Raw genomic sequence first — 21,355 nt, 5'->3', positions numbered from 1 at the left:
CGTGATCTGCTTATTGCGTCAGATCGACGTCGCTGAAGTTGAACGAACCGTCAGGCATCACGTAAAAACCGCTCAGGCTCTTGTTCTCGACCGACAGGTTGCGATCCGTGGTGAGAAACGCCCACGGCGCGTCCTTCCAGACACGCTGCTGCGCGTCGGTGTAGAGCTGTTGCCGCTTCGCGGCATCGGTGATCAGCAACGCATCGGAGACATCCTTGTCCACGTCCTTGTTCGAGTAATACGCCGTGTTGTAGAACACGGGCGGCCAGCCGTTCGTGGTCAGCAGCGGACGCAGCGCCCAATCGGCCTCGCCCGTCGAAGCGGACCAGCCGCCGTAGTACATGCGCACCGGCGCGGTTTTCGGATCCTTCACAGTCTGAACGCGCTGCACGCGCTGACCGGATTCGAGCATTTCGATCGAGGTCTTGATGCCGACCTGCGCCAGTTGCTGTTGCAGAAACTGCACGACCTTCGCCGATGTGCCGTCGTTATAGCCCGACCACAAAGCGGTGGAGAACCCTGTCGGGTAGCCGGCTTCTTTCAAGAGCTCGCGCGCTTTTGCGGGATCGTACGGCCACGGCGTCATCTTCTGCGCAAACGCCACGCCTTGCGGCACCACGCCCTGTGCCGGGAACGCGTAGCCGGCGAAGGCGACCTTGGCGAGCGCGTCTTTGTTGATCGCATAATTGACGGCCTCTCGCACCCGCACGTCGTCGAACGGCTTTTGCAGCGTGTTCATCGATATGTAGCGCGTCATAATCGACGTCGTTGCGACCAGATTGAGCTTCGGGTTCGCCTTCAGGATGCTCGCCTGCTCATACGGCACCGGATACGCGAACTGCGCCTCGCCCGTCTGCACGACTGCCGAGCGGGTGTTGTTGTCCGTCACGGTGCGAAACGTCAGCGCGTCGATCTTCGGATAGCCCTTGCGCCAGTAGCCGTCGAACTTCTTCACTTTCAGGTATTCGGCCGGCTTCCATTCGACGAATTCGAACGGGCCAGTGCCGACCGGATGGAGCGCAATGTCCTTGCCCCACTTCTTGAGCGCCGTCGGCGAAATCATCATTGCCGACGGATGCGCGAGCGCATTGATGAGGGCCGAGAAGGGCTCGTTGAGCGTGATCTTGACCGTGTACGGATCCACCACGGTCACCGACTTGATACGGTTGAACTGGTTGTAGCGTGCAAGCCCATTGCTCTTGTCGAGCACGCGTTCGAGATTGACTTTGACCGCTTCGGCATTGAAGTCTGTCCCGTCTTGAAACTTCACGCCCTGGCGGAGCTTGAACGTATAGGCGAGACCGTCCGGGCTCGCCGTGAAGCTTTCCGCGAGCAGCGGCTGGACTTTGAGCGTCTTGTCGAACCCGAACAGCCCCTCGTAGTATGACTTGCCGACCGCCTGCGCCAGCGTCGCGTTCGTGTTGTACGGATCCAGCGAATCGAGCGAGACCGGCACCGCAATGGTCACGTCCTTCGCGGCCATTGCTATCGGCGCAGTGAAAACCCCAAAGGCCAGTGCGATGGCCCCTATCCATTGTTTCGCGCGAAACGTTCGCATGATTCGACTCCTCGTAGCGGGTGGGTGTATCAAAATTGCGCGGCGATGGCGTGCTGCGCGACGTAGTGGCCCTCGGCAACCTGCGTCAGCGGCTTGACGACCGGCTCGTCGCCAACCTCGCGGATCGGGCTCGGAATCTCGCCCGACGAGAGCTTGCGCTCGAGGTGGCGCCGCTGCGGATCCGCGACCGGCACTGCCGCCATCAGCCGCTTGGTGTACGGATGCTGGGGGTTCTCGAAAATGTCGCGGCGCGAGCCGATCTCGACGATCTGGCCGAGATACATGACCGCCACCCGATGGCTGATGCGCTCCACCACGGCCATGTCGTGCGAGATGAACAGCAGCGCCAAGCCCATCTCACGCTGCAAGTCGATGAGTAGATTCACGATCTGCGCCTGAATGGATACATCGAGCGCCGACACCGATTCGTCGGCGATCACGACCTTCGGGTCGGTGGCAAGCGCCCGCGCGATGCAGATTCGCTGACGCTGGCCGCCCGAGAACTCGTGCGGATAGCGCTGCGCCGCATCGGCGGGCAGACCGACGCGCTCAAGCAAAGCGCGCATGCGCGCTTCGGCCTCGCTCGCCGGGTAGAGGCGATGAATACGCATCGGCTCCATGATGGAGTAGCCGATCGTCAGCCTCGGATCGAGCGAGGCCAGCGGATCCTGGAACACGAATTGAATATGTCGGCGCAGATCGCGCAATGCGTGGCCTTGCAAGCGGCTGATGTCCTGACCGTCGAATACGATGCGGCCGCTCTGGCTCTTGACGAGCTGCAGCAGCGAGCGGCCGGTCGTCGATTTGCCGCAGCCCGATTCGCCAACCAGCGCGAGCGTCTCGCCGCGATGCAGATCGAAGCTGATCTTTTCCACCGCATGCACACGACGCGTGACGCGGCTCAGGAGCCCGGCGCGAATATCGAAGCGCGTAGTCAGCTCGCGCACGCTCAGGATCGGCTCCCCCTTCCCCATCGCATCGGCGGCCGCGTCCCGAGCGTTCGGCGTCGACGGCTGCACCGGCGGCGCCACATCGGTGCCGGCGAGCAGCGGGAAGCGCGCCGGCAAATCCGTGCCATGCATCGATCCGAGTCGCGGCACGGCGGCAAGGAGCGCACGCGTATAGAGGTGAGATGGCGCATCGAAGATCCGCTGCGCGGGCCCCGCTTCGACCGCCTCGCCGCGCAGCATCACGAGCACCCGATCGGCGACTTCCGCGACGACGCCCATGTCGTGCGTGATGAACATCACGCCCATCTGCATCTCGCGCTGTAGTTCGCGGATCAATTGAAGGATCTGTGCCTGCACCGTCACGTCCAGCGCCGTGGTGGGCTCGTCCGCGATCAGAAGCGCAGGTTTGCAGGCGAGCGCCATCGCGATCATCACGCGCTGGCGCATACCGCCCGACAGTTGATGCGGATAGCGTCCGAGCACGTTGCGCGCATCGGGGATGCGCACCTGATCGAGCATGCGCAGCGCTTGTGCACGCGCCTGTTCCGCCCCGAGTCCTTGGTGCAGGCGGATCGACTCGGCGATTTGCTCGCCCACCGGGAACACCGGATTGAGCGACGTCATCGGCTCCTGGAAGATCATCGCCAAATCGGCGCCGCGCATCGTGCGCATCTGTGGCCCGGAGCACTGCGCGATGTCGACCGTCTGCCCGCCGCGCCGGCGAAATCCGAGACGGCCGCCGGTGATGCGGCCGCCGCCGTACTCGACGAGCCGCATCAGCGCGAGCGAGGTAACCGACTTGCCCGATCCCGATTCGCCGACGATCGCCAGCGTCTCGCAGCGATCGACATGAAACGAAAGGTGCTTGACCGCCTCGACCGTACGCTCAGATCCTCTGAACTCGACGCTCAGATCTTCAACCTGTACTACTCGCTCGGGCGCCATGTCCGCGAACGCGGAAAATTTCTCGCTCATCGTCTTCGTTCCGCCGAAAAGAGCCGGGCCTTCGCACTGCGAACGCCCTTGGTCGATCTACCTATAGATGGCGACAACCGGAGGCTGTCCGGTGCGAATGAAGCCCCGGTACATCCCTTCGGTGTTGAACGGCATGGTTATGTTGCCGTGTGCATCGACGGCGACCAAGCCGCCGCGTCCGTCGATGCGCGGCAGCTTTTCGTGGACCACATAGTGCGAGGCTTCCTCCAGGGAGGCGCCCGCATACTCCATGCGCGCGGCGATGTCGTGAGCCACCACCATGCGGATGAACATTTCGCCGCTGCCGGTGGTCGAGATGGCGCAGGTGCGGTTATCCGCATAGCATCCCGCGCCGATGATCGGCGTGTCGCCGACGCGGCCCGGCTGTTTGTTGGTCATGCCGCCCGTGGACGTCGCAGCGGCCAGGTTGCCGTGCGCGTCGAGCGCCACAGCGCCGACCGTGCCGAGCTTGCGGTCTTCGTCGAGCGGCGCGCCGCCTTGCGGTGCGCGCGCAAACGACAAGGGCGCCGCACAAGCCGAGCCGGCATCGTGATCGAGCGCGGTGTGCTGCGCATCGGCCTGCCGCACGCGCTCGAGCTGCTCGCGGCGCAACGGCGTCGAGAAGAACGACGGCGCCACGCATTCGAGCCCTTGCTCTCGGGCGAACGCTTCCGCGCCTTCCGCAACGAACAATACGTGCTGGCTACGCTCCATCACCGCGCGCGCCGCGAGCACCGGATTGCGCACGGTGCGCAGATTGGCGACGGCGCCGGCGTTCAGCGTGCGGCCATCCATGATCGACGCGTCGAGCTCGTGAGTGCCGACGCTGGTGAACACCGCCCCATGTCCCGCATTGAAGAGCGGGCATTCCTCGAGCAGCCGCACCGCTTCGGTCACCGCGTCGAGTGCGCTTGCGCCCTGCTCCAGCAGCCGTCCCGCATCGCGCAAAGTGCGAGCAAGCGCGGCTTCGTACGTCTCGCGCATTTCGGCGGTGGCGTGTGCGCGCGCCATTGCGCCCGCACCGCCGTGAATCGCCAATACAGCGTCAGTCATCGTTTTCGTCCTGGTTGCTTAGCCATGGCATCACTGCCTCGGTCAGTTGCGCCACGTCGTTGAGCGAGTTCTCGGACCGATGCGCAACGGCCGCAGACAGCGCCTCGATCATGCCGAGCGCCGCCGTTTCCGAGTTGGATAGGTACTGGCGTTCGCTAGAGGCATAGAGGCAGATGTCGGCGTGCTTGGCGATCGGCGAAGTTGGCTTGTCGGTGATCGCGAGCACGTCGGCGCCGGCCTCTCGGGCCGACTTCGTCAGCGTGACCGTGTCGGCAAGATAGCGCGGGAAGCAAATCGAAATCAGCAAATCGCCGTTGCGCACACGCGAGATCTGGCGCGCCGCTTCCGACACGCCGCCCAGCGTTGCAAGGCTCTTCACCACATCGCAGTGCACCGTGAGGTTGCGTTGCAGAAACCCCGCGAGAAATCCGCTCGAGCCGAAGCCGACGATGAAAATTCGGCGCGCATCGAGCACTGCCTGCACGGCCTTCTCGCACTCGTCGGCGCTGAGCGACATGCGTGTGAGTTCGAAATTGCGCTGGTCCTCGTAAAGCGACGCGGAAAAGATATCGGCCGCCGACGCCGCCCGCGTGCGCTCGAGACGCAAGCGCTCGACTGGCGCGAGCGCTTGTTCGAAGCCATGCGCAAGCAAAGCCCGGAACTGCGGATATCCCGGCAAACCCAGCTTGCGCACGAAGCGATTGGCGGTCGCGTTGGACACGTCGCAGGCACTCGCGAATTCGTCGATGGTCATGACTGCAACCTTGAACGGCTTCGCCAGCACGTAGTCGGCAAGGCGCCGATGCGCGTCGCTCAGCGACGGCAAGACCTGCGCGATACGGTCGACGACTGATGCCTCTGACTTGCTCATTGCACTCCGGATACCGTTGTACCGTTGATCACTTGGACATGAAAATAAATTTTCGTCACAATAGCTACGCCGAAAATATATTTTCATTGGGGATAACCCCTACTCCATCGTCAACGACTGCGCATCTCGATGAATACTGACTCGCTCCTGCCGTCCAGCGCGTGCTTTGTTTCCGGCGGCCCACCACCTGCGCCTGAGGCGCGACTGAGGGCCCGGCATCCCGTCGGCATCCTCGGGGGCATGGGGCCTGCCGCTGGCCTCGATTTCGTGCGTTTGTTCCTGTCCGCATGCGAGCGCTGTTTGCGGGAGCACGGCACACCGATCGCCGATCAAGCGTTCCCCGAGCACTGGCTTGCACAGATTCCGGTGGCGGACCGCAGCCTCGCGTTGCTCGATCCGAATGCGCCTCAGCCGCTGGAAGGCATGTCGCGGGCCATCGGGCGGCTCGTTGGCTTGGGCGCTCGCACCGTGGCAGTCGCCTGCAATACCGCGCACGCGTGGCAGGCGACTTTGCAGCGAGCGCAGCCGGACGTCGAACTGCTGCATATCGCGAAGGAAACGGCCGCGCATCTGCGCGCGTCGGATGTGAACTCGGCGATGCTGCTGGCAACCGAGGGCACCTACCGGATGGCGCTCTACCAGCAGGCCTTCGAGGCGTACGAGATCGGCTGCGTGCTGCCGTCGGTTCGGGAGCGCGAGGCACTGATGGAGGGTATCTACGACGGCGTCAAAGCCGGCCGGCTCGAACTCGCGCGCGAACGATTCGCAGCGGTGGGCCGCGTGTTGCATGAACGGCACGGGGATCTGCCGATGGTGATGGCATGCACCGAGATTCCGCTTGCCATGCCGTTCGTTGACGAAGCGCGACAATGGATGTTGGTCGACCCGGCAGAAGTGCTCGCGTTGGCGTTAGCACGCCGAGCGTATGGTTTGCTTGAAGGCAATGAATGAAGCGGCGCAATTCGACTGTCTTGGGGTGATCGAAGATCGCCTCGGGCGTGCCGCTTTCCCATACGCATCCCTGGCGCATAACGACGTCCTTGTCGCTGACCGCGCGCGAAACGCATCTTGTGCGTCACCATGATGAGCGTCATATGCTCGCGCGAGCGCCGACGTGATTTCGTCGCACAGCAACCGTGTCGGGTTCATCGCCAGTGCCCGGACGATGGCCACACGTTGCTGCTGCCTACCCGAGGGCTTACCGGGATCAGCGCCGAACTTGTCGCCAAGACCGACGCGCGCGAGGTGGGTACGCAACCAGGGCAGGGTACGCGCCCATGGCGTGATCATTTCCCAGTCCCCCACGCCCACAACACCGCACTGAGTGCGGCGAACGGGATTTTCTGCAACGGATAACGGCAGGTTCGCCAGCGCGGATCCTGAAGATCGGCGAATGCATCCATGATGGAGGCCATCTCTTGTCCAGGCAAAAACAAGCGTAAACCTGACCCGCCGATTGCTTTCCAGTGGTGATCAGGAGTTCCGAATGCATACCCGCAAGAAACCTAACGTCAGGTTACCATTCCGGCATGCCGACACTGTTAAGAATGCTCGGTTATTGTGTTCAAATATTCGCCAACGACCATAGCCCGCCGCACGTTCATGTCGAAAAGACGAGCGGCCCGTCATGCGTGTTCGAGTTGAACTGTCCGCGTGGCCCGCTCAGATTGCGGACAGCAAAGGGGCGTATCTCGGATCGGACAATCGCCGGCTTGCCAATCTGATCGAGCGCCTTTGCAGGGGGAATGGAGAAATATGCATGGCTAACATCACTGCTGCCGAAATTGCCGCCGCACGCAAGCGCGGTGCGGGGGAGCCGACCATTGTATCGGCGCGCTTCATACGTTCAACGCGCATGCTGGAGGTCACATTCGTACATGGCGTGAAAATCGCGGTCCCTATCGCGCTGATTCAAGACTTCAGCATGCTGGAGCGTGCGCCGACATTGGCCGAACTGGCTGAGATCGAGGTCTCGGGCGCGGGTACCTCGCTGTACTGGCCGAGCCTTGATCTCGGTCTGTGGAGCCCGGGCCTGCTGCAAGGCATTTTTGGAACCAAGGCATGGATGCGCGAACTTGCGCGCAGGATGGGCGCGATCAAGTCCCCTGCCAAGGCTGCGGCATCCCGCGAAAACGGGCGCAAGGGTGGCCGCCCGCGCAAACATCCTGCAGCTCCCGCACACGCGTAACGAGGACGACTCGGACTACGGGAGCGGCGGCGTCTGGACATGTCCCCTCCTTCGGAATCGGTGGCTCGCCAATACCCCAGCGGTGCCGCCGCCCCTCCATCGGTAATCTCCCCGTTTTTAAGGCGAAATTTCCCCGCGAGAGGTTGCTTCCAAAGACTCCGCGAATCGCGGCAACCAGATCGCGAGTCTGTTTGCCTCAGCTTCAGCGGGCGGGATATAGCCCAGCGGTTCCATCAACCGATGGTGATTGAACCAGGCCACCCATTCCAGCGTTGCCAACTCGACGGACTCCCGTGTTTTCCAGGTGCGGCGATGAATCAGTTCAGCCTTGTACAAGCCGTTGATCGTCTCGGCCAGTGCGTTGTCGTAGCTGTCTCCTCGACTGCCGACCGACGGTTCGATGCCTGCTTCGGCCAGCCGCTCGCTATAGCGAATACCGACGTACTGGGCGACCCTCTGTCGGAGTGGTGAATCAATGTTCCATCGCCTCCCGGTCGCCGCGCGTACAGCGCCTGTTCGAGCGCATCCAGAACGAAGTCCGTCGTCATCGAAGAACTAACGCGCCAGCCGACGATGCAACGGGCGAACACGTCGACCACGAAGGCCACGTAAAGCCATCCTTGCCACGTCGAAACGTAGGTGAAATCCGAAACCCAGAGCTGGTTCGGTCGGTCAGCGTTGAACTGGCGATTGACCCGGTCCAGCGGGCGCGGGCTGTTGCATCGGCAATGGTCGTGCGCACCCGCCTGCCTCGCATCACGCCGCACAAGCCCAGTCGCGTCATCAACCGCTCGACGGTGCAACGCGCCACCTCGATTCGCTCTCGATTCAACTGCTTCCAGACTTTATCGGCGCCGTAGACCTGCATGTTGGCCTGCCAGACACGCATGATCTCGGGTTGCAGACGTTCATCACGTATCGCGCGGGCGCAGCGTCGAGACGGATCGCGAAGTTGCGCAGCATGGCGCCGGTAACCCGACGGGGCAATCTGCAAGACCTTGCAGATCGGCTCGACCCCGAAGGTGTCGCGATGTCGATCGACGAAGGCATTCAGGACTTCAGACGGCAGTCGAGCTCCGCCTGGGCGAAAAACGCACTGGCCAGCTTCAGGATCTCGTTGGCGCGGCGCAGTTCTTTTACTTCTCGTTCCAGCGCCTTCACGCGTTCACGTTCCGACGTGGTGACGCCCTCACGCTCGCCGCTATCGACTTCTTCTCGCTTGACCCATCCCAGCAACGTCTGGCTCGTGCAGCCGATCTTAGGGGCGATGGATTCGATCGCTGCCCACTGCGACGGATACTCGTCGCGATGCTCTCATACCATGCGCACCGCGCGTTCGCGGACTTCAGCAGAAAACTTGTTCGACTTGTTCATGGCTCCATTCTCTCAAGAGTTGGAGCCTCCACCAAATCCGGGGCGGTTCAATAAACCTCATAGCGCGGAACGACAGTTGCCCATAATTAATAGGTAGACCATGTGCGGATAGGACCAATAGTCGCCGGAACGACATCCTGCACGTCGACGGTGATCCGATATTCGACGTTTGCCCTTTCGAGACGCTTTTCGGGCGCAAAAAACGTCAGCTTTACGTCCCAACAGTCGGCTCCCGGACGCTGCACTGGGCTTTTCTCGATGTCGATTTTATAGAGCTCCATTGACTCGCTCAAAGCGTTCTCAAACACCTTTTCGACCTGATAAGCATTCGTGACCGCAAAATTAAGTGCCCGCTCCTGTGAGGTCACTCCGAATCCGCGAAGCTCATGGTATACGCGGTCGAGGAATTTATATACGCGCTGCCTCTTCTTCTCATAGTTTGCTTGCTCGCCTGCGTCCGTAGGCGCAGCGCCGCATACACTATCTACGAGGGCGTCGGTCGACCATGCATACATACCACGAATATTCGGACTCAGAACAGGTAGCATATGGCCAGATCTAGTGCGAGCAGTTGCACCGAGCGCCATACCAGGAATAGAGACCCGCTGAATTTTTCCGTCTACCTGCGCCTGTAAGAATTCGATCAACCGCCCATAGACCAAATGTGCATAGGCCCCTGATGGATAGAGTGCATAGATCGCAGCATCGTCCATCTTGATAGTCCAAACCAAAGATTCAGCGATGTGTGAATTATCCCTGAGATACGGCAAGAAGTCTTGGATAAGTCCGGGATCCTGAACACCACTCGACTGGGCAATGGAGTAGTAACCGGACTCCGACGCAAAATCGTAACCAACGGTGCCAAGCATGTAGATTTTGCTGGGGGACAGTTGGCTGGATACGGGAGGCGTTTTGGCTACTGCCTTCGCGGTGGATTCGCGCTCGCATTCTTCGCACAGGGACGGGACAATTGCAGCAGGCGACTGGGCGGCCTCATCTGCGATAATAAACGCGGTGGAGTCGGACGCCGATTGCGGCAATTGATCTGCGGACTGCGAAATAATGGTTGACATAGTGATTCCCTCGTAGGATTGGGTCTTGGTCGGCGAGTTTCGCCGGGCCTCTTCGCGAAGATGATGTTTGACGTATTGCCATGCACCTGCAACATCAAGTGCTCCATCAAGATAGTGTTGACAATCGACCGAGCCGCCATCGGGACAGTGGCGAGCGGTGTTCAATATGGCTTGCCGAATAACCGTCGGGTCTATGGCACGCGTTTCGCAGTACTGCAAGCTCAGGAGGAGCGCGGCCACACCCGCGACAATCGGCGCGGCCACGCTGGTACCAGTAAGCGATCCGATATCGCCGTTGGGCAACGCAACCGGTATATTCTTTCCGAGCGCAACAATTCCATGATTCTTATAACCTTCTCCCCAGTTGCTCTCTGCAATGGGCACACCCTGCCAATCGGTGGCCCCCACGGCCAGAACCCACGGGAGGGTTGACGGAATGTGAGTACACGCGCAGGCGTCGTTGCCTGCCGCCGCTATGATTAATATCTCCCGTCGCTGACATTCTTCTACTGCCTGCTCGAGCAGCGGCTCGATGGCGCCGGACATGAATAGCTGGCCCGCGCTGATATTAATCAAATGAGCTCCAGCGGAAACCGCAAGCAGGATGGCTCTTGCCAACTCCAGCTGTGAGCAGGGAAGGATTCCTCCACGCTCGTCCTGCGAAAAGATCGGGATGAGAAGTCCTTGACAGCCCGGAACGATTCCTTTCAAAGCGCTGCCGGGCTGCCCGAAAAGCAAGCTTGCAACGGCGGTTCCGTGAACCGCATTTAGCGATGCGGCAAACTCCCCGCTAACGCGTCCACCGAAGTCTTTGATGGAGCTGCCTCGGAAAACCGGATGCGACAGATCTGCGGGGCCATCAAGTATCGCTACGCGGATCTCCGGCACCCCATGACTCCGTGCGTGAAGCGCCGAGAGACCTTCGATCACATTGGCAATCACTGCTCCAGTCTTTTCATGCATGTGGTCGGTCTCAACAATTTCTTTTATCGATCACGTGGCTTTATGCCGTCGAGCTCGCCGCGCTGGTGCGAAGAAGATGTGCATAACGATACGGAGCAAATCAACGAGATCGATAGCGCAACGAAGCACGGAATCCAGGGAATTTCGAGAGTCGTTCGCAAGTTGTTGGTGGCCCTGCATAGCACCGACTAACTCGCATCGTCCAATGCGGATATCAGCCGCCACCTTAGCCGGTCCAACAACATAACTCGGCAGCCGGCGGGGGAGAGCAACTATATGTTCCCTGGTCACATGAATAGCACTGCCCCCCATTCCGCTGACAACTCAGAAAACACTCATCAAAGGAGCTATATTCACATATAACTGGACAGGGGGAATAGCCTTGCGGACAACTGTCTAAAGGCCGAATACCGCGAGCCAGAGTCGCAGCCGAGAGAGTCGAGCGGCTCCGCACGGGCTTATTTTGAGGCGGCAACCAGCTGTCATGTAACAGATCGTCATTTTCAGTCCGCTTGATCATCGCACTACTCCTTTCAATGAAGACGCCCGGAGTTGGAATCCTGTAGCCATTTACACATTAGCTATCGCTTTGCACATCGACGACGAATACGCCGCTCAAACGACTAACTTTCAATCGATCTAAGAAATCGATCCATCCACAACATCTATGCAATCTACGCCGCAATGCTCTTTATTGTATTGAACATCGACTATGCTTTTATAATAGATCGGTCTGATCGACCTCGCCCCATCAATTTTGTTAACCCTAGATCAACTTCCCAAGCTCAGATTGAACCGCCCCGGGAATCTGAGACCAGATTGAACTAGGATAATGGCGCATCCATGTGGAGCGCGTCATGAAGAAGAGTCGATTCAGCGATGAGCAGATTGTTCGGATTTTGCGGGAGGCGGACAGTGCGCCGATTGCCGAGGTGGCGAAGCGCCACGGCATGAGTGGCGCGTCAATCTATGCGTGGCGCAAGCGTTTCGGGGAGATGGTCAGCAACGACATGAAGCGCTTGAAGGCCCTAGAGTTGGAGAACAACCGGCTGAAGAAGCTGGTCGCTGAGCGGGATCTCGAGATTGAGGTCATGAAGGAGATTTCGGAAAAAAGTGGTGAGCGCACAGGTGCGCCGCGAGCAGGCCCGCTATGCGATTTCGCGCGGATTGAGCCAGCGGCGTGCGTGTGCGCTGATTCAGGTCAGCCGCGCCAATCTCGGCTACATGAGCAGGATGCCGGGTGCGTATTTCGGCGAATGTGACCGCCGATTTCGGGAACGTGACCGATTTGGCGGGTTCGATGTTACGCGGGGTTGATTCTAGGTTTTTGGATCAGCTTTCGTCGAGTATGACCTCCTTCGTTTGCGGGTCCGGGGCGATCTTTCGAAGCGACTCTCCTTTGAGTGTGATGCGGTGGTGTCGCTGCATCAGTCGGTCAAGCATCGCATCAGCAATCGTTTCGTCTCCAATCCAGCCGTGCCAGTGCTCGATAGGCAATTGACTCGTTACGATCGTCGCTTTGCCGGCCACGCGGTCGTCGATCATTTCCAGCAAGTCGTTGCGCACCATCGCGTCGAGCGGCGCCATGCCCCAGTCATCGAGTAGCAAGACGTCAACGCGCGCGACTTGCATGAGCCACTTCGTGAAGCCGCCGTTGCCGTGCAAGATGCGAAGCTCCTCGGTTAGCCGTGGCACACGCAGATACAGTGCCGAGTGCCCACGCCGGCAGGCGTACTGCGCCAATGCACACGCGAGCCATGATTTGCCCGCACCCGTGGGGCCACTGATCAGTAGGCTGTAGCCCGACTGAACCCAGTCGCCCAGCGCCAGGCTCGTGAGCGCGCGGGCATCGATGCCACGGCCCGAGCGCGTATCGAGATCCTCGATCAGGGCCTGCGGATATTTAAGGCGTGCATGTTTGAGCAAGCGCGTGCGACGCCGGTCATCGCGCCAGTGGGTTTCCCGGTCGACCAGCAACGACAGGCGTTCCTCGAAGCTCAGCTTGGCGCTGCCCGGCTGAGCGAGTTGTTCTTCGAGACCGTCGGCGAAGCCGTCGAGCTTGAGCGTGCGCAGCTGTGTCAGTGTTTGTTGCATCATCATTGCGGTGCGCTTCCTTATTGGTAATAACCGGGGCCGCGCACGTGCGCATGGCTCGGGCTCGTCCAGTCCGCCGGCGTCATGGCAACGGCGCTGGCTCGGTTGTTGAGCAGGATCTCGCGCACATGTCGGTAACGATGCACACCGAGTTCGAGCGCCAAGGCACACGCGGCTTCGAGTCGATCCCGTCCATAACGCCTCGACAGCGAGAGCAGCCCCAGACACGCCCGATAGCCGTGTTCGGGATGGCGTTGCTCTTCCAACAATCGCGTCACGAGTGCCGCCGTTGCAGAGCCGATTTGTTGGGCCCAATGCTGCAATCGCTGGGGCGTCCACTCCAGATGCGCGCGGTGCGCAGCAGGCATGTGTGCGACGATGGTCGTGTACCCGCCAGCTCGGTCGTTGCGAGCATGGCTCGCCACACGACGCCCGCGATGCAGGAGTTCAATGGCGCCGCCGGTGATGCGGGCTTCGAGCTTCAAACCGACGAGCGCGTGCGGCACGCTGTACCGATGCTTACCCACTTCGACGTGGTAATCGATGTGCACGGTCACCGTCTTGAAGCGAGCGAGTTCGTACGGCTGGGCCGGCAACGGCAACAAGGCGGGCGCGTCGAGCTGGGCAAACGCACTGGCTCGGCATCCGGGTAGCTTCTGGAAGGGGCGTTCGTTCAGATACTTCAGCAACGGGCTGATCGCGTCATCGACCGATTGCACCGAGCCGAACTCATGGTGGCGCAGGCGCGCCATGATCCAGCGCTCGACCACCTGCACGGCCGACTCGACCTTGGCCTTATCCTGCGGTCGGTAGGTTCGCGCCGGCAAGAAGGACGTGCCGTAGTGCCGCGCGAAGTCGAGCACGGTGTCGCCCGCGCGAGGCTCGTAGCGATCAGGATCGGCGATCATTGCGCGCGGGTTGTCGGGCACGATCAGTTGTGGCACGCCGCCGTAGAACGTCAGCGCTCGTGCGATGCCGCCAAGCCAGTCTTCCATCGTCTCGGCAGGCGTTGCGCACGCGAACGTATAGCTTGAGGCGCCCATCGCGGCGACGAACACGTGCGCGCGCCGCCCCGTCGTCAACGGCAGCGTGGGACCGGCGAAGTCGACGTACAGCTTCCCGCCGGCGCGGTGGATCTGGCGCATCGAGCGCTTGAGCCGCTTAGCAAACGTCCGGTAATGCTCGCAGAACTGCGTGTAGCGGTAGGTCTGCCGGTCGGCGAACTCCGCTTGGTACTCTTGCCAAAGCAGCGTCAGCGTCATGCCCTTGCGGCGCAGTTCCTGATGGATGCGCCCATAGTCGGGTTGAGCGTAGGCAGCCGGCCCAGTGGGCTTGCCCATCAAACGCCGTTCGAGTTCGCCCTCATCCATATCGCGGGCGCTCGCCCAGTCGAGCTCCGCCGCCTTCGCTAGGCCCACGTACTTGGTGACAACGCCCTTGGAAATGCCCAGCGACGCGGCGATTCGATCATGCGAGAAACCGCCGTCGAACTTCAGTCGTAAAACGTCTTTGATCATGCGCGTGTTCATCCGGTGCGCGGGCATCGTCTCTCCGGCCAAAGCCGTCGAGCATAGCCCGCGAGGTTGGGGTCACGCGCAACGCCAAACCTGCCTGTCGTTGCGACCGGTCACGTTGCCGAAATCCTCGGTCACGTTCCCGAATTCGCCGGTCACGATGCCGAAACGGTCGGTCACGTTGGGACGAAATACGCACCGGGCAAGAACGCTCCAGTAGTTGAGACGATGCAGAGTCTCTCAGGAGACTATCCCCGATTTGGCGCTCGAAGGATCCGCATCATGCTCGCTCGCGAAGGCATAGTCGTAGGCAAGGAACGCTGCAGCCGGTTGTGGGCGCAGGCAGGGCTGCAGGTGCCTCGCCAGCGGGGTCAGCGTCGTGTTGCCGGCTCGCGCCCGCGGCCACTTGTGCCGGAGATGCGCAATGCCGTGTGGAGCTACGATTTTGTCTTTGACGCGTGCGCCAATAGACAGCAGCTGAAGTGTCTGACGGTCGTAGACGAATACACGCGTGAATGTCTGGCAATCGACGTTTTCGGCTCGATCCGGTCTGCACGCGTCATCGAAGTGTTGAGCCGGCTGATCAGTGTTCACGGTGCACCGCGATACATGAGAAGCGACAATGGTCCCGAGTTCGTGAGTTCTGCGTTGCTCAAGTGGATCGTGTCGGAGAAAATCGAGTCGGCGCTGATCGATCCAGGTAAGCCATGGCAGAACGGAACGAACGAAAGCTTTAACGGAAAATTCCGCGACGAGTGTCTGGCCATGGAGTGGTTCCGAAACCGGATCGAAGCGAAAATTGCGATTGACGACTGGCGCCGGCACTACAACGAAGTGCGGCCCCATTCGAGCCTGACGTATCCGGAACGTTGTGTGTGAAGCGGGGTTGAGACTTACAGCCCGATGTTGAAGCGCTCAGGATAAAGCAGAGCGAACTGGGTCATCGCGCTTTTCCAATCATGTCGAGAGCCGGTCCATTTGGCAACGATATTGCGCAGCGCCAGCCAGATCAGTTTGAGCGCGGCTTCGTCGCTCGGGAAGTGGCCGCGCGCCTTGATGTAAGCGCGCAATAAACCACGTGGCTTGCCCGGAGCGACCGGTTATGCGTCAGCCTGCGGAGGGGATAAGGCGCCAAGGCAACAGCGCCTCGTAGTCGTCACCGGTGTTTGCGAGGGGCAGTGCCTTGAACAGCGCCACGAGATAGCTGTACGGTTCGACGCCGTTCGCCTTGCACGTTTCGATCAGCGAATACAGGTTGGCAGCAGCATTCGCTCCGGAGACGCAAATGGAACGTTGCGGCTGTTTGGCCTCTCAATCTGAATGATCGTTAAAATTTGCCGTCCGAGTGCGGGCAACATGACTTCGCTTAGCTGCCGTGGATAGAACCGGTAATGGAAAATTTTTCGGTCGTTCCGTCGGGACGATTTACCCAGAAGCACTTGGTGCCGAAGTCAGCAGATCGAACGCTGAAATCGGCGATGCCGCACCCAATTTTTTCGATGGCATTTGGATGATGCTCAAGCGCGGCTCTCAGAATCACTGAGTCGTCGGCGTTGACTCGATCGCCCACGTCATACCGGTAGAGCATCTCCTTTAAATACGCGACCGCGTCCTTCCTCCTGTCGAACTGTAGGGGGCCGAGGGTGATGGGCTTCGCGGGCATGTGCAACCTCCAATTCATTGGTGACATTACATGGCTATGTCGCCAGGCAGCGTGAGACGTTCGCGCACCTCGCGGATGATAATGGCAGGGATATCCATTGCCCGGAATTGACCCACTCGCTCGGCTATCCACGCGATGCATTCCTCTCTGCTGAGGTCGTCGCGGGCAATCCTCTCGTACAAAGCGACGGCACTCATGCGGGAAAGGCCAAGTTCCATGAGAGAGAGAAGGGTTATTGACGAAACGCCGAACTCAAGTTGCGTGCCAATATCCAAACCATCGTCGATCAGATCTTCACGGCCAATCTCGCGAAGATGCAGGTGAAGCACATCCATATAGGCCGATAGATACTTCGGGGCCTTGAACCGCGCAACTTGCTCCACCAGCTCCATCGTGCCACGGATCAGGTCGGCGAGTTTGAAAGACCTGCCAGCATCTTGGTGCCAGTCGATGCTATCGCGGATGATCCTTGCTAACGAATACCCCTTTAGCCATTTGAAAACGATCAACGCATATAGCCTGATGCGGCTCTCAGGGGCAAAAGCGAGAAACAGGTGTTTGTTGATTCTCCCCATAATCGTAACAAACCGATCGTAGCTGTCATTACTCGCTACATCGGCCGGGAGCAGGTTTTCGACATTACCAGAGTAAACGCGGAACGCTTCAAGAAGGCGCTGAAGGCCAATTGCATTTACTCCGGGGTGCCGAGCAGCCAAATCAACGTTGATTTCGATCTGCGCTACCAATACACCGAGCACCTGGTCGAGCTTCGCAATCGACGCAGCGTTATGGCGCTTTGCGAGGCTAGCCGCCGATATGGACCCTAGCCGCATGAAGGTGGTGAGCAGATAGGCGCCAACCTGCTCGAACTTATCCGTGTCCTCGATACTGGACAGATCCGACACCCCTCGCGCAGAGAGATAGTCCGCTACGCCGCCGCCAAGCTCGATAACTGCGTCGCTTTCGCGCTTAATAGGGTAGCGCGCGCGGCCAGGAACTCCACTGGGCCAAGCCCGCGTGTCCTCCGGGTCGATACAAATGATGTTCCCTTGAAACTCGTCGCCCCATCGACCAGCGCGGCCAGCAAGATTCCAAAAATCATGTGGCTCCATTGGATGGCCCTTCCCTTTGCGCGGTCCGCGCACCACGATTGTGCGACACGACAGGTTCACGCCTTCGATCAAAGTTGAAGTGCATACGAGGAAGCGAATCTTCCCTGACCGAAACAACCGTTCTATCTCTAGCCGGAGCAGCGATGGCATGTTTCCGTAGTGGAACGCCACCCCTACCTCGACTAACGGTGCAAGCCTAAAGTCTTGGTGCACACCCTTCCGGGCAAGCTCCGCTAGCTGTGAGAGCTCTGAATCCCTAGACCCAAGCTTGGGCAAGAGCTGACTGATCAGATCAGCGACCTCTTCCGCCTCGCCAGCGCCGTTCGTGTAAACGAGCGTTCCGCCTCTCTCGCCAACAGCTGCGGCAATGAATGCGAGACGCTTCTTGAGTCCATCCGGCGTGCTCGCGAGATGAAGGGTCCCTACTGGAATTGTCGAGCTCTGCTGTCGAAGGGTAAGCGTCCAGAGCTTCGAGCTTCGAGGCACTTGGGTCGCGACTAACAGATTCTGAAGGACCATGGTGGCATCGCTGTCGAGGGCGACGGTCTGCACGCCATCGGGCGCGTCTGTGAGCAACTCTTCGGGGTTCTGAGTAGCCGGACTGATAAACACGGCCTTCAGCTTTGGGTTAGCGCGGATGGCCCGCTCTATTGCATCCTGCAAAATCACGCCACGCTGGTTGTCACCGATCTTGTGCGCCTCGTCCACGATAAGCAGATCGATTGACAACACGTCACCGAGCACGTTAGCGAGAAGGTGCAACCGTTCCTGTGTGAATACGAAAATCACTTGCGCGCCGCCAGCGCTAGCAGCTTTGTACTTATCGGGGAGCGGAAGGGACGACACCTCGATCAGCTTGGCGCTGCCTATGAGAGCCTTGAGATTGGTCTCTATCTCGGAAACCAGCGCGCGGGTCGGGGCAAGGTAGACCGCCACCCGTGTCTCACCCGCAATCATCTGGTCGATCAGCCACTGCAGTACCAGAAATGTTTTACCAGAGGCGGTAGGTGCGGATGCCGAGAGCCAGCGCTTTCCAGCCGCATTGATCCAGAAACGTTGCTGAAAATCGTTTACTTGTAACCAGGCGCCGCTCGATTGCACCAGGATAGAACGGTCCATTTCCCGACGCTGCGCTTCGAGACGCAATGCGACGCCCAGCCGCCCGTCAGGGTCCGCTGCCAGCAGGCCCCGATCGATGGCTAACTCAATGGCCCGAAAGTTGGAAAGCTTACTTAAGAGGACGGCGCCCGCGTCTTTAAGCGCTTGACCGTCCGTCAGAGAAATTGCAGCTGTTGCGATTCGGAGTGCAGCTTCCTGATCGTCCCGTTGGTCCGATCGCGCCAGAATGCTGCCGGCGAGCAACAATCTGGGCCAATCAATCTCCGCAGTGGACAGCGCGGAGCGCTCAGGGCCCAGATTATCGAGTTCGTTGCGAACTGTGAGTCGAGTGATCGCATCGAGATCAGCCCGAATGCCTTCATGGAGAAGCCACGATTGGAGATCAGCGAGACTCATTGCTCCCTGATCCCCATCGCCTCGAGAAATGCGGCGCGGAAACCTTCCGCCGACGGCAGCGGTACGCAGAACATCTCAATTTCCATATGATCGAGCTTCTCCAATTTGAGCCGCTCCCCGATACTGTTGCACCACCCAGTGAGTGCCGTGCGGGACGCCTTGGCGATCTCCTCTGCGACTGCCTTCGCGTCGTCTTTCGGGTAGAACGGTGCGTCGAAACCTACAAGGGCCGCGCCGCAGTATTGAACCCGCTTAGACATGACAGACGACTTGTCGAAATACTTTTTGAGGGCATCGGTGATTGCCGGGTTGCTGAGGTCGGCTTTGTCACTCAGAAGGATCAGATCGCGCTCCCGCTCTGCCTCCTCGTGTTCGGGTTCAATCAGGAAGGGGGCGAGGGAATTGAGACAGGAGCGAATCGCAGCACTCGCATCCCCGTAGATTTTTGATTCACCCCAGTAGAGCTTCAAGGTGCCTTTCGGTGTCACGCCTGCATACACTCCATCCGCGCCGTGGTAGTGCATACGTGTGTCTGTCTTGAGATCCATCTTGCAAAGAATCTGTGGCAGCTTGAGGAAGCGCTCAGCCAGCAGAAACAGCAACATCTCGCCTCCCTCACCGGTGTTCCCCAAATCGGTAAACGAGCGCTTGGCGCGCTCTACGAGTTCGGCGACTGCCTCGGTGCTGTTGAACCTAGTATCGCGCGCCTTCGCGTCGGCGAGCTTCGAACGCGGAATCGCATAGTCAACGACGGCATTCCGCATAAACTCCGCGAGCCGATGTGGTTGCACACGGCCATTTCCGTCTACCGAAAGACAGTGACAGTGAATCTTGACTAAATGTCCGTCAATGAGCACGTCTCGCTCTACGAGCGTGAGGTGGACCTCAAGTGCTTCTGGGTCCCCGGTTAGCGCCGACTCAAGATCGGTGGCGGTAATGGTCGACAACTGGATGCAAACTCTTTCGCGGTTTACTTTTTCCGGCTGGTCTGTCGCTGTGATAATGCAGACCCCGCTGCACTTTTTGACGCGACACTTGTCCGTCCATCGCTGAGCACCTTCGACGCGCTTGATGCTGCGCCTGACGAAGTAACTCGTTTGGATGCGGCCACCTGGGAAAGCGCGCTCCCGGCAGCAGTCTTTGAATTTTTGCCAGTCGGCCCGTTCGCCAAAACCTGCGACGCATTGTGGGCCGCTTTGGGCCCCGTAACCTTACTCTTCATGGTTTATCCCCGATTGGATCACCTATTGAGCGCAAGCTGCACGGAAAGTATTGCACAATCGTCTAACCAAATTCCGAAATTTCGACCAATTATTCTCGGATACGTTGCGCAGCGGCAAACGCATAGGGCGAATCCAGCAAGAATTTCCGAAGTGCATACACTTTTCACGCCACTTCACAGATTCTGACTCCACAAAGCGCCCAAAACCCTGTAGAATCGCGCTCTCCGCGGGCGTCGTATAATGGTTATTACCCTAGCTTCCCAAGCTAGAGACGTGGGTTCGATTCCCATCGCCCGCTCCAGTCCTGTTCAAAATCCTTTTCGACAGTCCTCGCTCAGGATCACTTCGCTGCCGCCTCCACCGCCTTGACGAGCACGAAACCCTTCTTGTCGATGACGTAGTAATAGGTCCCCCCACCCGTCTCATTACGCGCCCCTGTAATCTCGACGAGCCGGCTATCGGCCTTGAATTTGATCGGCTCATCGACATCGGTAGCCCAGCAGCAAACCGTAAACGGCAACCATGTAGTCCGCCCCGTCTGCGCATCAATTGCTACCGTCATCACGCAAGAAGCACCACACCCCCAACTTGCGAGCGAGTAATGTCCAGCGAAATTCGGTTTCTGTCCGCTCGACTCCCGAAGACGGCTCCTGAATTCCCTATCTTGCGCCGAAGCAATACGGACAGACGCAATTTTCCCGTGATAGACCTGGGCCGGAAAGTCTTCAAACTTCGGCATCGAAGTATCGGCATACGCATTCGACACACCAAACATTGCCAGCAAAACAGCATAAAAAAAGAATTTCGTCATTTTTCAATACCAGTGATGTTTTTCCCAAAACTGCTTTGCCAGCGATGCGGTGTGGTATCGGCCATAAATATAGTGGATGCCCCCTTGGCACTCTTCGACAGCATTACCGAAAGACTTCTCGCCGTTCGGATTCAATCCGTATTGCGCATGCAGCAATTGAAATAGCCCGCGCGCCGTTGACCCAGGATTCCTGGCATTGACAATGCCGCTTGACTCTTGCGCCATTATCCAGAGCAAGTCGTTATAGTCCGTGAGCGGAACCTTTTCCAACTCCATCGCTTTTCGTAGCGCCAACTGAGACGTCACAGGGACAATCGACGGATCTTTTGCCACCCAGCCTTTGTTGGCCGGTTTCACCGGCCGATGGTTATGAGCGTGTTTCTTCATTGAGGCCCTCAGTTTCCCGCTATTTGATTTA

Annotated in this window: 15 protein-coding genes, 1 tRNA gene, 6 pseudogenes and 1 other annotated feature; of the genes and pseudogenes, 6 read left to right on the top strand and 16 right to left on the bottom strand. The window is 59.4% G+C overall.

Translation table 11 applies throughout. The annotated features are described in order from the left end of the window. Positions 1 to 10: 10 nt before the first annotated feature. From gsiB to ACSQ20_RS04915, 4 genes are read right to left on the bottom strand one after another with little or no spacing between them, the layout of a single operon-like run. Complete coding sequence (gsiB, locus tag ACSQ20_RS04930) at positions 11 to 1,561, bottom strand: glutathione ABC transporter substrate-binding protein GsiB (RefSeq protein ID WP_436022921.1); 1,551 nt, start codon at positions 1,559 to 1,561, stop codon at positions 11 to 13. A 26-nt stretch (positions 1,562 to 1,587) separates the two neighbouring features. After that, entirely contained in the window at positions 1,588 to 3,483 is a 1,896-nt protein-coding gene (locus ACSQ20_RS04925) for a dipeptide ABC transporter ATP-binding protein (RefSeq protein ID WP_436017989.1), read from the bottom strand. A 57-nt stretch (positions 3,484 to 3,540) separates the two neighbouring features. Then, on the bottom strand, positions 3,541 to 4,536 hold the full coding sequence (locus tag ACSQ20_RS04920; RefSeq protein WP_436017987.1) for an isoaspartyl peptidase/L-asparaginase family protein: 996 nt from the start codon (positions 4,534 to 4,536) through the stop codon (positions 3,541 to 3,543). After that, the gene (locus ACSQ20_RS04915) at positions 4,529 to 5,407 is read right to left on the bottom strand and encodes a MurR/RpiR family transcriptional regulator (protein WP_436017985.1); all 879 of its coding nucleotides are present in this window, start codon (positions 5,405 to 5,407) and stop codon (positions 4,529 to 4,531) included. Before ACSQ20_RS04915 ends, ACSQ20_RS04920 begins: the two co-directional genes overlap by 8 nt. Before the next feature lie 240 nt (positions 5,408 to 5,647). Between ACSQ20_RS04915 and ACSQ20_RS04910 the strand changes: the two genes are divergently transcribed. Next, a complete protein-coding gene (locus ACSQ20_RS04910) occupies positions 5,648 to 6,358 on the top strand; it encodes an aspartate/glutamate racemase family protein (protein WP_436022919.1) in 711 nt (236 codons plus the stop codon). On the opposite strand, the pseudogene ACSQ20_RS04905 reads toward ACSQ20_RS04910, so the two are convergent. Then, a pseudogene (locus ACSQ20_RS04905) lies at positions 6,354 to 6,652 on the bottom strand (amino acid ABC transporter ATP-binding protein); the annotation flags it as partial. The gene ACSQ20_RS04910 and the pseudogene ACSQ20_RS04905 sit on opposite strands and share 5 nt — an antisense overlap. A 284-nt stretch (positions 6,653 to 6,936) precedes the next feature. On the opposite strand from ACSQ20_RS04905, the gene ACSQ20_RS04900 reads away from it, so the two are divergent. Continuing rightward, positions 6,937 to 7,131: a DUF4160 domain-containing protein gene (locus tag ACSQ20_RS04900; RefSeq protein WP_436017983.1), complete on the top strand. Its 195-nt coding sequence runs from the start codon at positions 6,937 to 6,939 to the stop codon at positions 7,129 to 7,131. Positions 7,132 to 7,166: 35 nt separating this feature from the next. Further along, the gene (locus ACSQ20_RS04895; RefSeq protein WP_436017981.1) at positions 7,167 to 7,595 is read left to right on the top strand and encodes a DUF2442 domain-containing protein; all 429 of its coding nucleotides are present in this window, start codon (positions 7,167 to 7,169) and stop codon (positions 7,593 to 7,595) included. A gap of 117 nt (positions 7,596 to 7,712) precedes the next feature. Here ACSQ20_RS04895 and ACSQ20_RS04890 read toward each other — a convergent pair. Continuing rightward, positions 7,713 to 8,969: pseudogene (locus tag ACSQ20_RS04890) on the bottom strand (IS3 family transposase). Beyond that, positions 8,575 to 8,691 (bottom strand) — a sequence feature (AL1L pseudoknot). Its footprint overlaps the pseudogene before it by 117 nt. A gap of 86 nt (positions 8,970 to 9,055) precedes the next feature. Beyond that, positions 9,056 to 11,005, bottom strand: coding sequence for a PatA/PatG family cyanobactin maturation protease (locus tag ACSQ20_RS04885; RefSeq protein ID WP_436017979.1), 1,950 nt, complete (start codon positions 11,003 to 11,005; stop codon positions 9,056 to 9,058). Between the two features lie 857 nt (positions 11,006 to 11,862). On the opposite strand from ACSQ20_RS04885, the pseudogene ACSQ20_RS04880 reads away from it, so the two are divergent. Then, positions 11,863 to 12,241, top strand: a pseudogene (locus ACSQ20_RS04880) (transposase); the annotation flags it as partial. Between the two features lie 96 nt (positions 12,242 to 12,337). Here the strand turns inward: ACSQ20_RS04880 and istB are convergent. Beyond that, positions 12,338 to 13,105 (bottom strand): IS21-like element helper ATPase IstB, encoded by a 768-nt coding sequence (gene istB / locus ACSQ20_RS04875; RefSeq protein WP_436017977.1) that lies wholly within the window; start codon positions 13,103 to 13,105, stop codon positions 12,338 to 12,340. Positions 13,106 to 13,119: 14 nt separating this feature from the next. Then, complete coding sequence (gene istA, locus ACSQ20_RS04870; RefSeq protein ID WP_436017975.1) at positions 13,120 to 14,643, bottom strand: IS21 family transposase; 1,524 nt, start codon at positions 14,641 to 14,643, stop codon at positions 13,120 to 13,122. 174 nt (positions 14,644 to 14,817) lie between these two features. Between istA and ACSQ20_RS04865 the strand changes: the two are divergent. Continuing rightward, positions 14,818 to 15,468, top strand: a pseudogene (locus ACSQ20_RS04865) (IS3 family transposase); the annotation flags it as partial. 38 nt (positions 15,469 to 15,506) lie between these two features. Here the strand turns inward: ACSQ20_RS04865 and ACSQ20_RS04860 are convergent. The 5 genes and pseudogenes from ACSQ20_RS04860 to ACSQ20_RS04840 form a co-directional block, all read right to left on the bottom strand. Further along, positions 15,507 to 15,683, bottom strand: a pseudogene (locus ACSQ20_RS04860) (IS256 family transposase); the annotation flags it as partial. A gap of 37 nt (positions 15,684 to 15,720) precedes the next feature. Continuing rightward, positions 15,721 to 15,894: pseudogene (locus ACSQ20_RS04855) on the bottom strand (transposase domain-containing protein); the annotation flags it as partial. An 85-nt stretch (positions 15,895 to 15,979) separates the two neighbouring features. Then, positions 15,980 to 16,276, bottom strand: a complete 297-nt coding sequence (locus ACSQ20_RS04850) for a DCL family protein (protein ID WP_436017973.1) — start codon at positions 16,274 to 16,276, stop codon at positions 15,980 to 15,982. Between the two features lie 26 nt (positions 16,277 to 16,302). Continuing rightward, positions 16,303 to 18,903 carry a DEAD/DEAH box helicase gene (locus ACSQ20_RS04845; RefSeq protein ID WP_436017971.1) on the bottom strand — a complete coding sequence of 867 codons (2,601 nt, stop codon included), beginning with the start codon at positions 18,901 to 18,903 and terminating at the stop codon, positions 16,303 to 16,305. After that, positions 18,900 to 19,850, bottom strand: coding sequence for a HamA C-terminal domain-containing protein (locus ACSQ20_RS04840; RefSeq protein WP_436017969.1), 951 nt, complete (start codon positions 19,848 to 19,850; stop codon positions 18,900 to 18,902). The genes ACSQ20_RS04845 and ACSQ20_RS04840 overlap by 4 nt, the downstream gene beginning before the upstream one ends. Before the next feature lie 502 nt (positions 19,851 to 20,352). On the opposite strand from ACSQ20_RS04840, the gene ACSQ20_RS04835 reads away from it, so the two are divergent. After that, a tRNA-Gly gene (locus ACSQ20_RS04835) sits at positions 20,353 to 20,427 on the top strand. A gap of 39 nt (positions 20,428 to 20,466) precedes the next feature. Here ACSQ20_RS04835 and ACSQ20_RS04830 read toward each other — a convergent pair. Together ACSQ20_RS04830 and ACSQ20_RS04825 are read right to left on the bottom strand one after the other, a co-directional pair. After that, complete coding sequence (locus ACSQ20_RS04830) at positions 20,467 to 20,937, bottom strand: hypothetical protein (RefSeq protein ID WP_436017967.1); 471 nt, start codon at positions 20,935 to 20,937, stop codon at positions 20,467 to 20,469. A gap of 3 nt (positions 20,938 to 20,940) precedes the next feature. Continuing rightward, entirely contained in the window at positions 20,941 to 21,324 is a 384-nt protein-coding gene (locus ACSQ20_RS04825) for a hypothetical protein (protein ID WP_436017965.1), read from the bottom strand. Positions 21,325 to 21,355 lie beyond the last annotated feature (31 nt).

This window comes from Trinickia sp. LjRoot230 (assembly GCF_964253315.1).
GTDB lineage: Bacteria > Pseudomonadota > Gammaproteobacteria > Burkholderiales > Burkholderiaceae > Trinickia.
The sequence above is the reverse complement of the archived record's forward strand: the minus strand, read 5'-3'. Positions and strand labels throughout refer to the sequence as shown.

Bases quoted from the DNA above. Each gene is read 5' to 3' on its own strand.
- ACSQ20_RS04925 (WP_436017989.1), bottom strand. From the start codon at position 3,483: ATGAGCGAGAAATTTTCCGCGTTCGCGGACATGGCGCCCGAGCGAGTA.
- ACSQ20_RS04920 (WP_436017987.1), bottom strand. From the start codon at position 4,536: ATGACTGACGCTGTATTGGCGATTCACGGCGGTGCGGGCGCAATGGCG.
- ACSQ20_RS04915 (WP_436017985.1), bottom strand. From the start codon at position 5,407: ATGAGCAAGTCAGAGGCATCAGTCGTCGACCGTATCGCGCAGGTCTTG.
- ACSQ20_RS04910 (WP_436022919.1), top strand. From the start codon at position 5,648: ATGGGGCCTGCCGCTGGCCTCGATTTCGTGCGTTTGTTCCTGTCCGCA.
- ACSQ20_RS04900 (WP_436017983.1), top strand. From the start codon at position 6,937: ATGCCGACACTGTTAAGAATGCTCGGTTATTGTGTTCAAATATTCGCC.
- ACSQ20_RS04895 (WP_436017981.1), top strand. From the start codon at position 7,167: ATGGCTAACATCACTGCTGCCGAAATTGCCGCCGCACGCAAGCGCGGT.
- ACSQ20_RS04885 (WP_436017979.1), bottom strand. From the start codon at position 11,005: ATGCATGAAAAGACTGGAGCAGTGATTGCCAATGTGATCGAAGGTCTC.
- istB (WP_436017977.1), bottom strand. From the start codon at position 13,105: ATGATGATGCAACAAACACTGACACAGCTGCGCACGCTCAAGCTCGAC.
- istA (WP_436017975.1), bottom strand. From the start codon at position 14,643: ATGCCCGCGCACCGGATGAACACGCGCATGATCAAAGACGTTTTACGA.
- ACSQ20_RS04850 (WP_436017973.1), bottom strand. From the start codon at position 16,276: ATGCCCGCGAAGCCCATCACCCTCGGCCCCCTACAGTTCGACAGGAGG.
- ACSQ20_RS04845 (WP_436017971.1), bottom strand. From the start codon at position 18,903: ATGAGTCTCGCTGATCTCCAATCGTGGCTTCTCCATGAAGGCATTCGG.
- ACSQ20_RS04830 (WP_436017967.1), bottom strand. From the start codon at position 20,937: ATGACGAAATTCTTTTTTTATGCTGTTTTGCTGGCAATGTTTGGTGTG.
- ACSQ20_RS04825 (WP_436017965.1), bottom strand. From the start codon at position 21,324: ATGAAGAAACACGCTCATAACCATCGGCCGGTGAAACCGGCCAACAAA.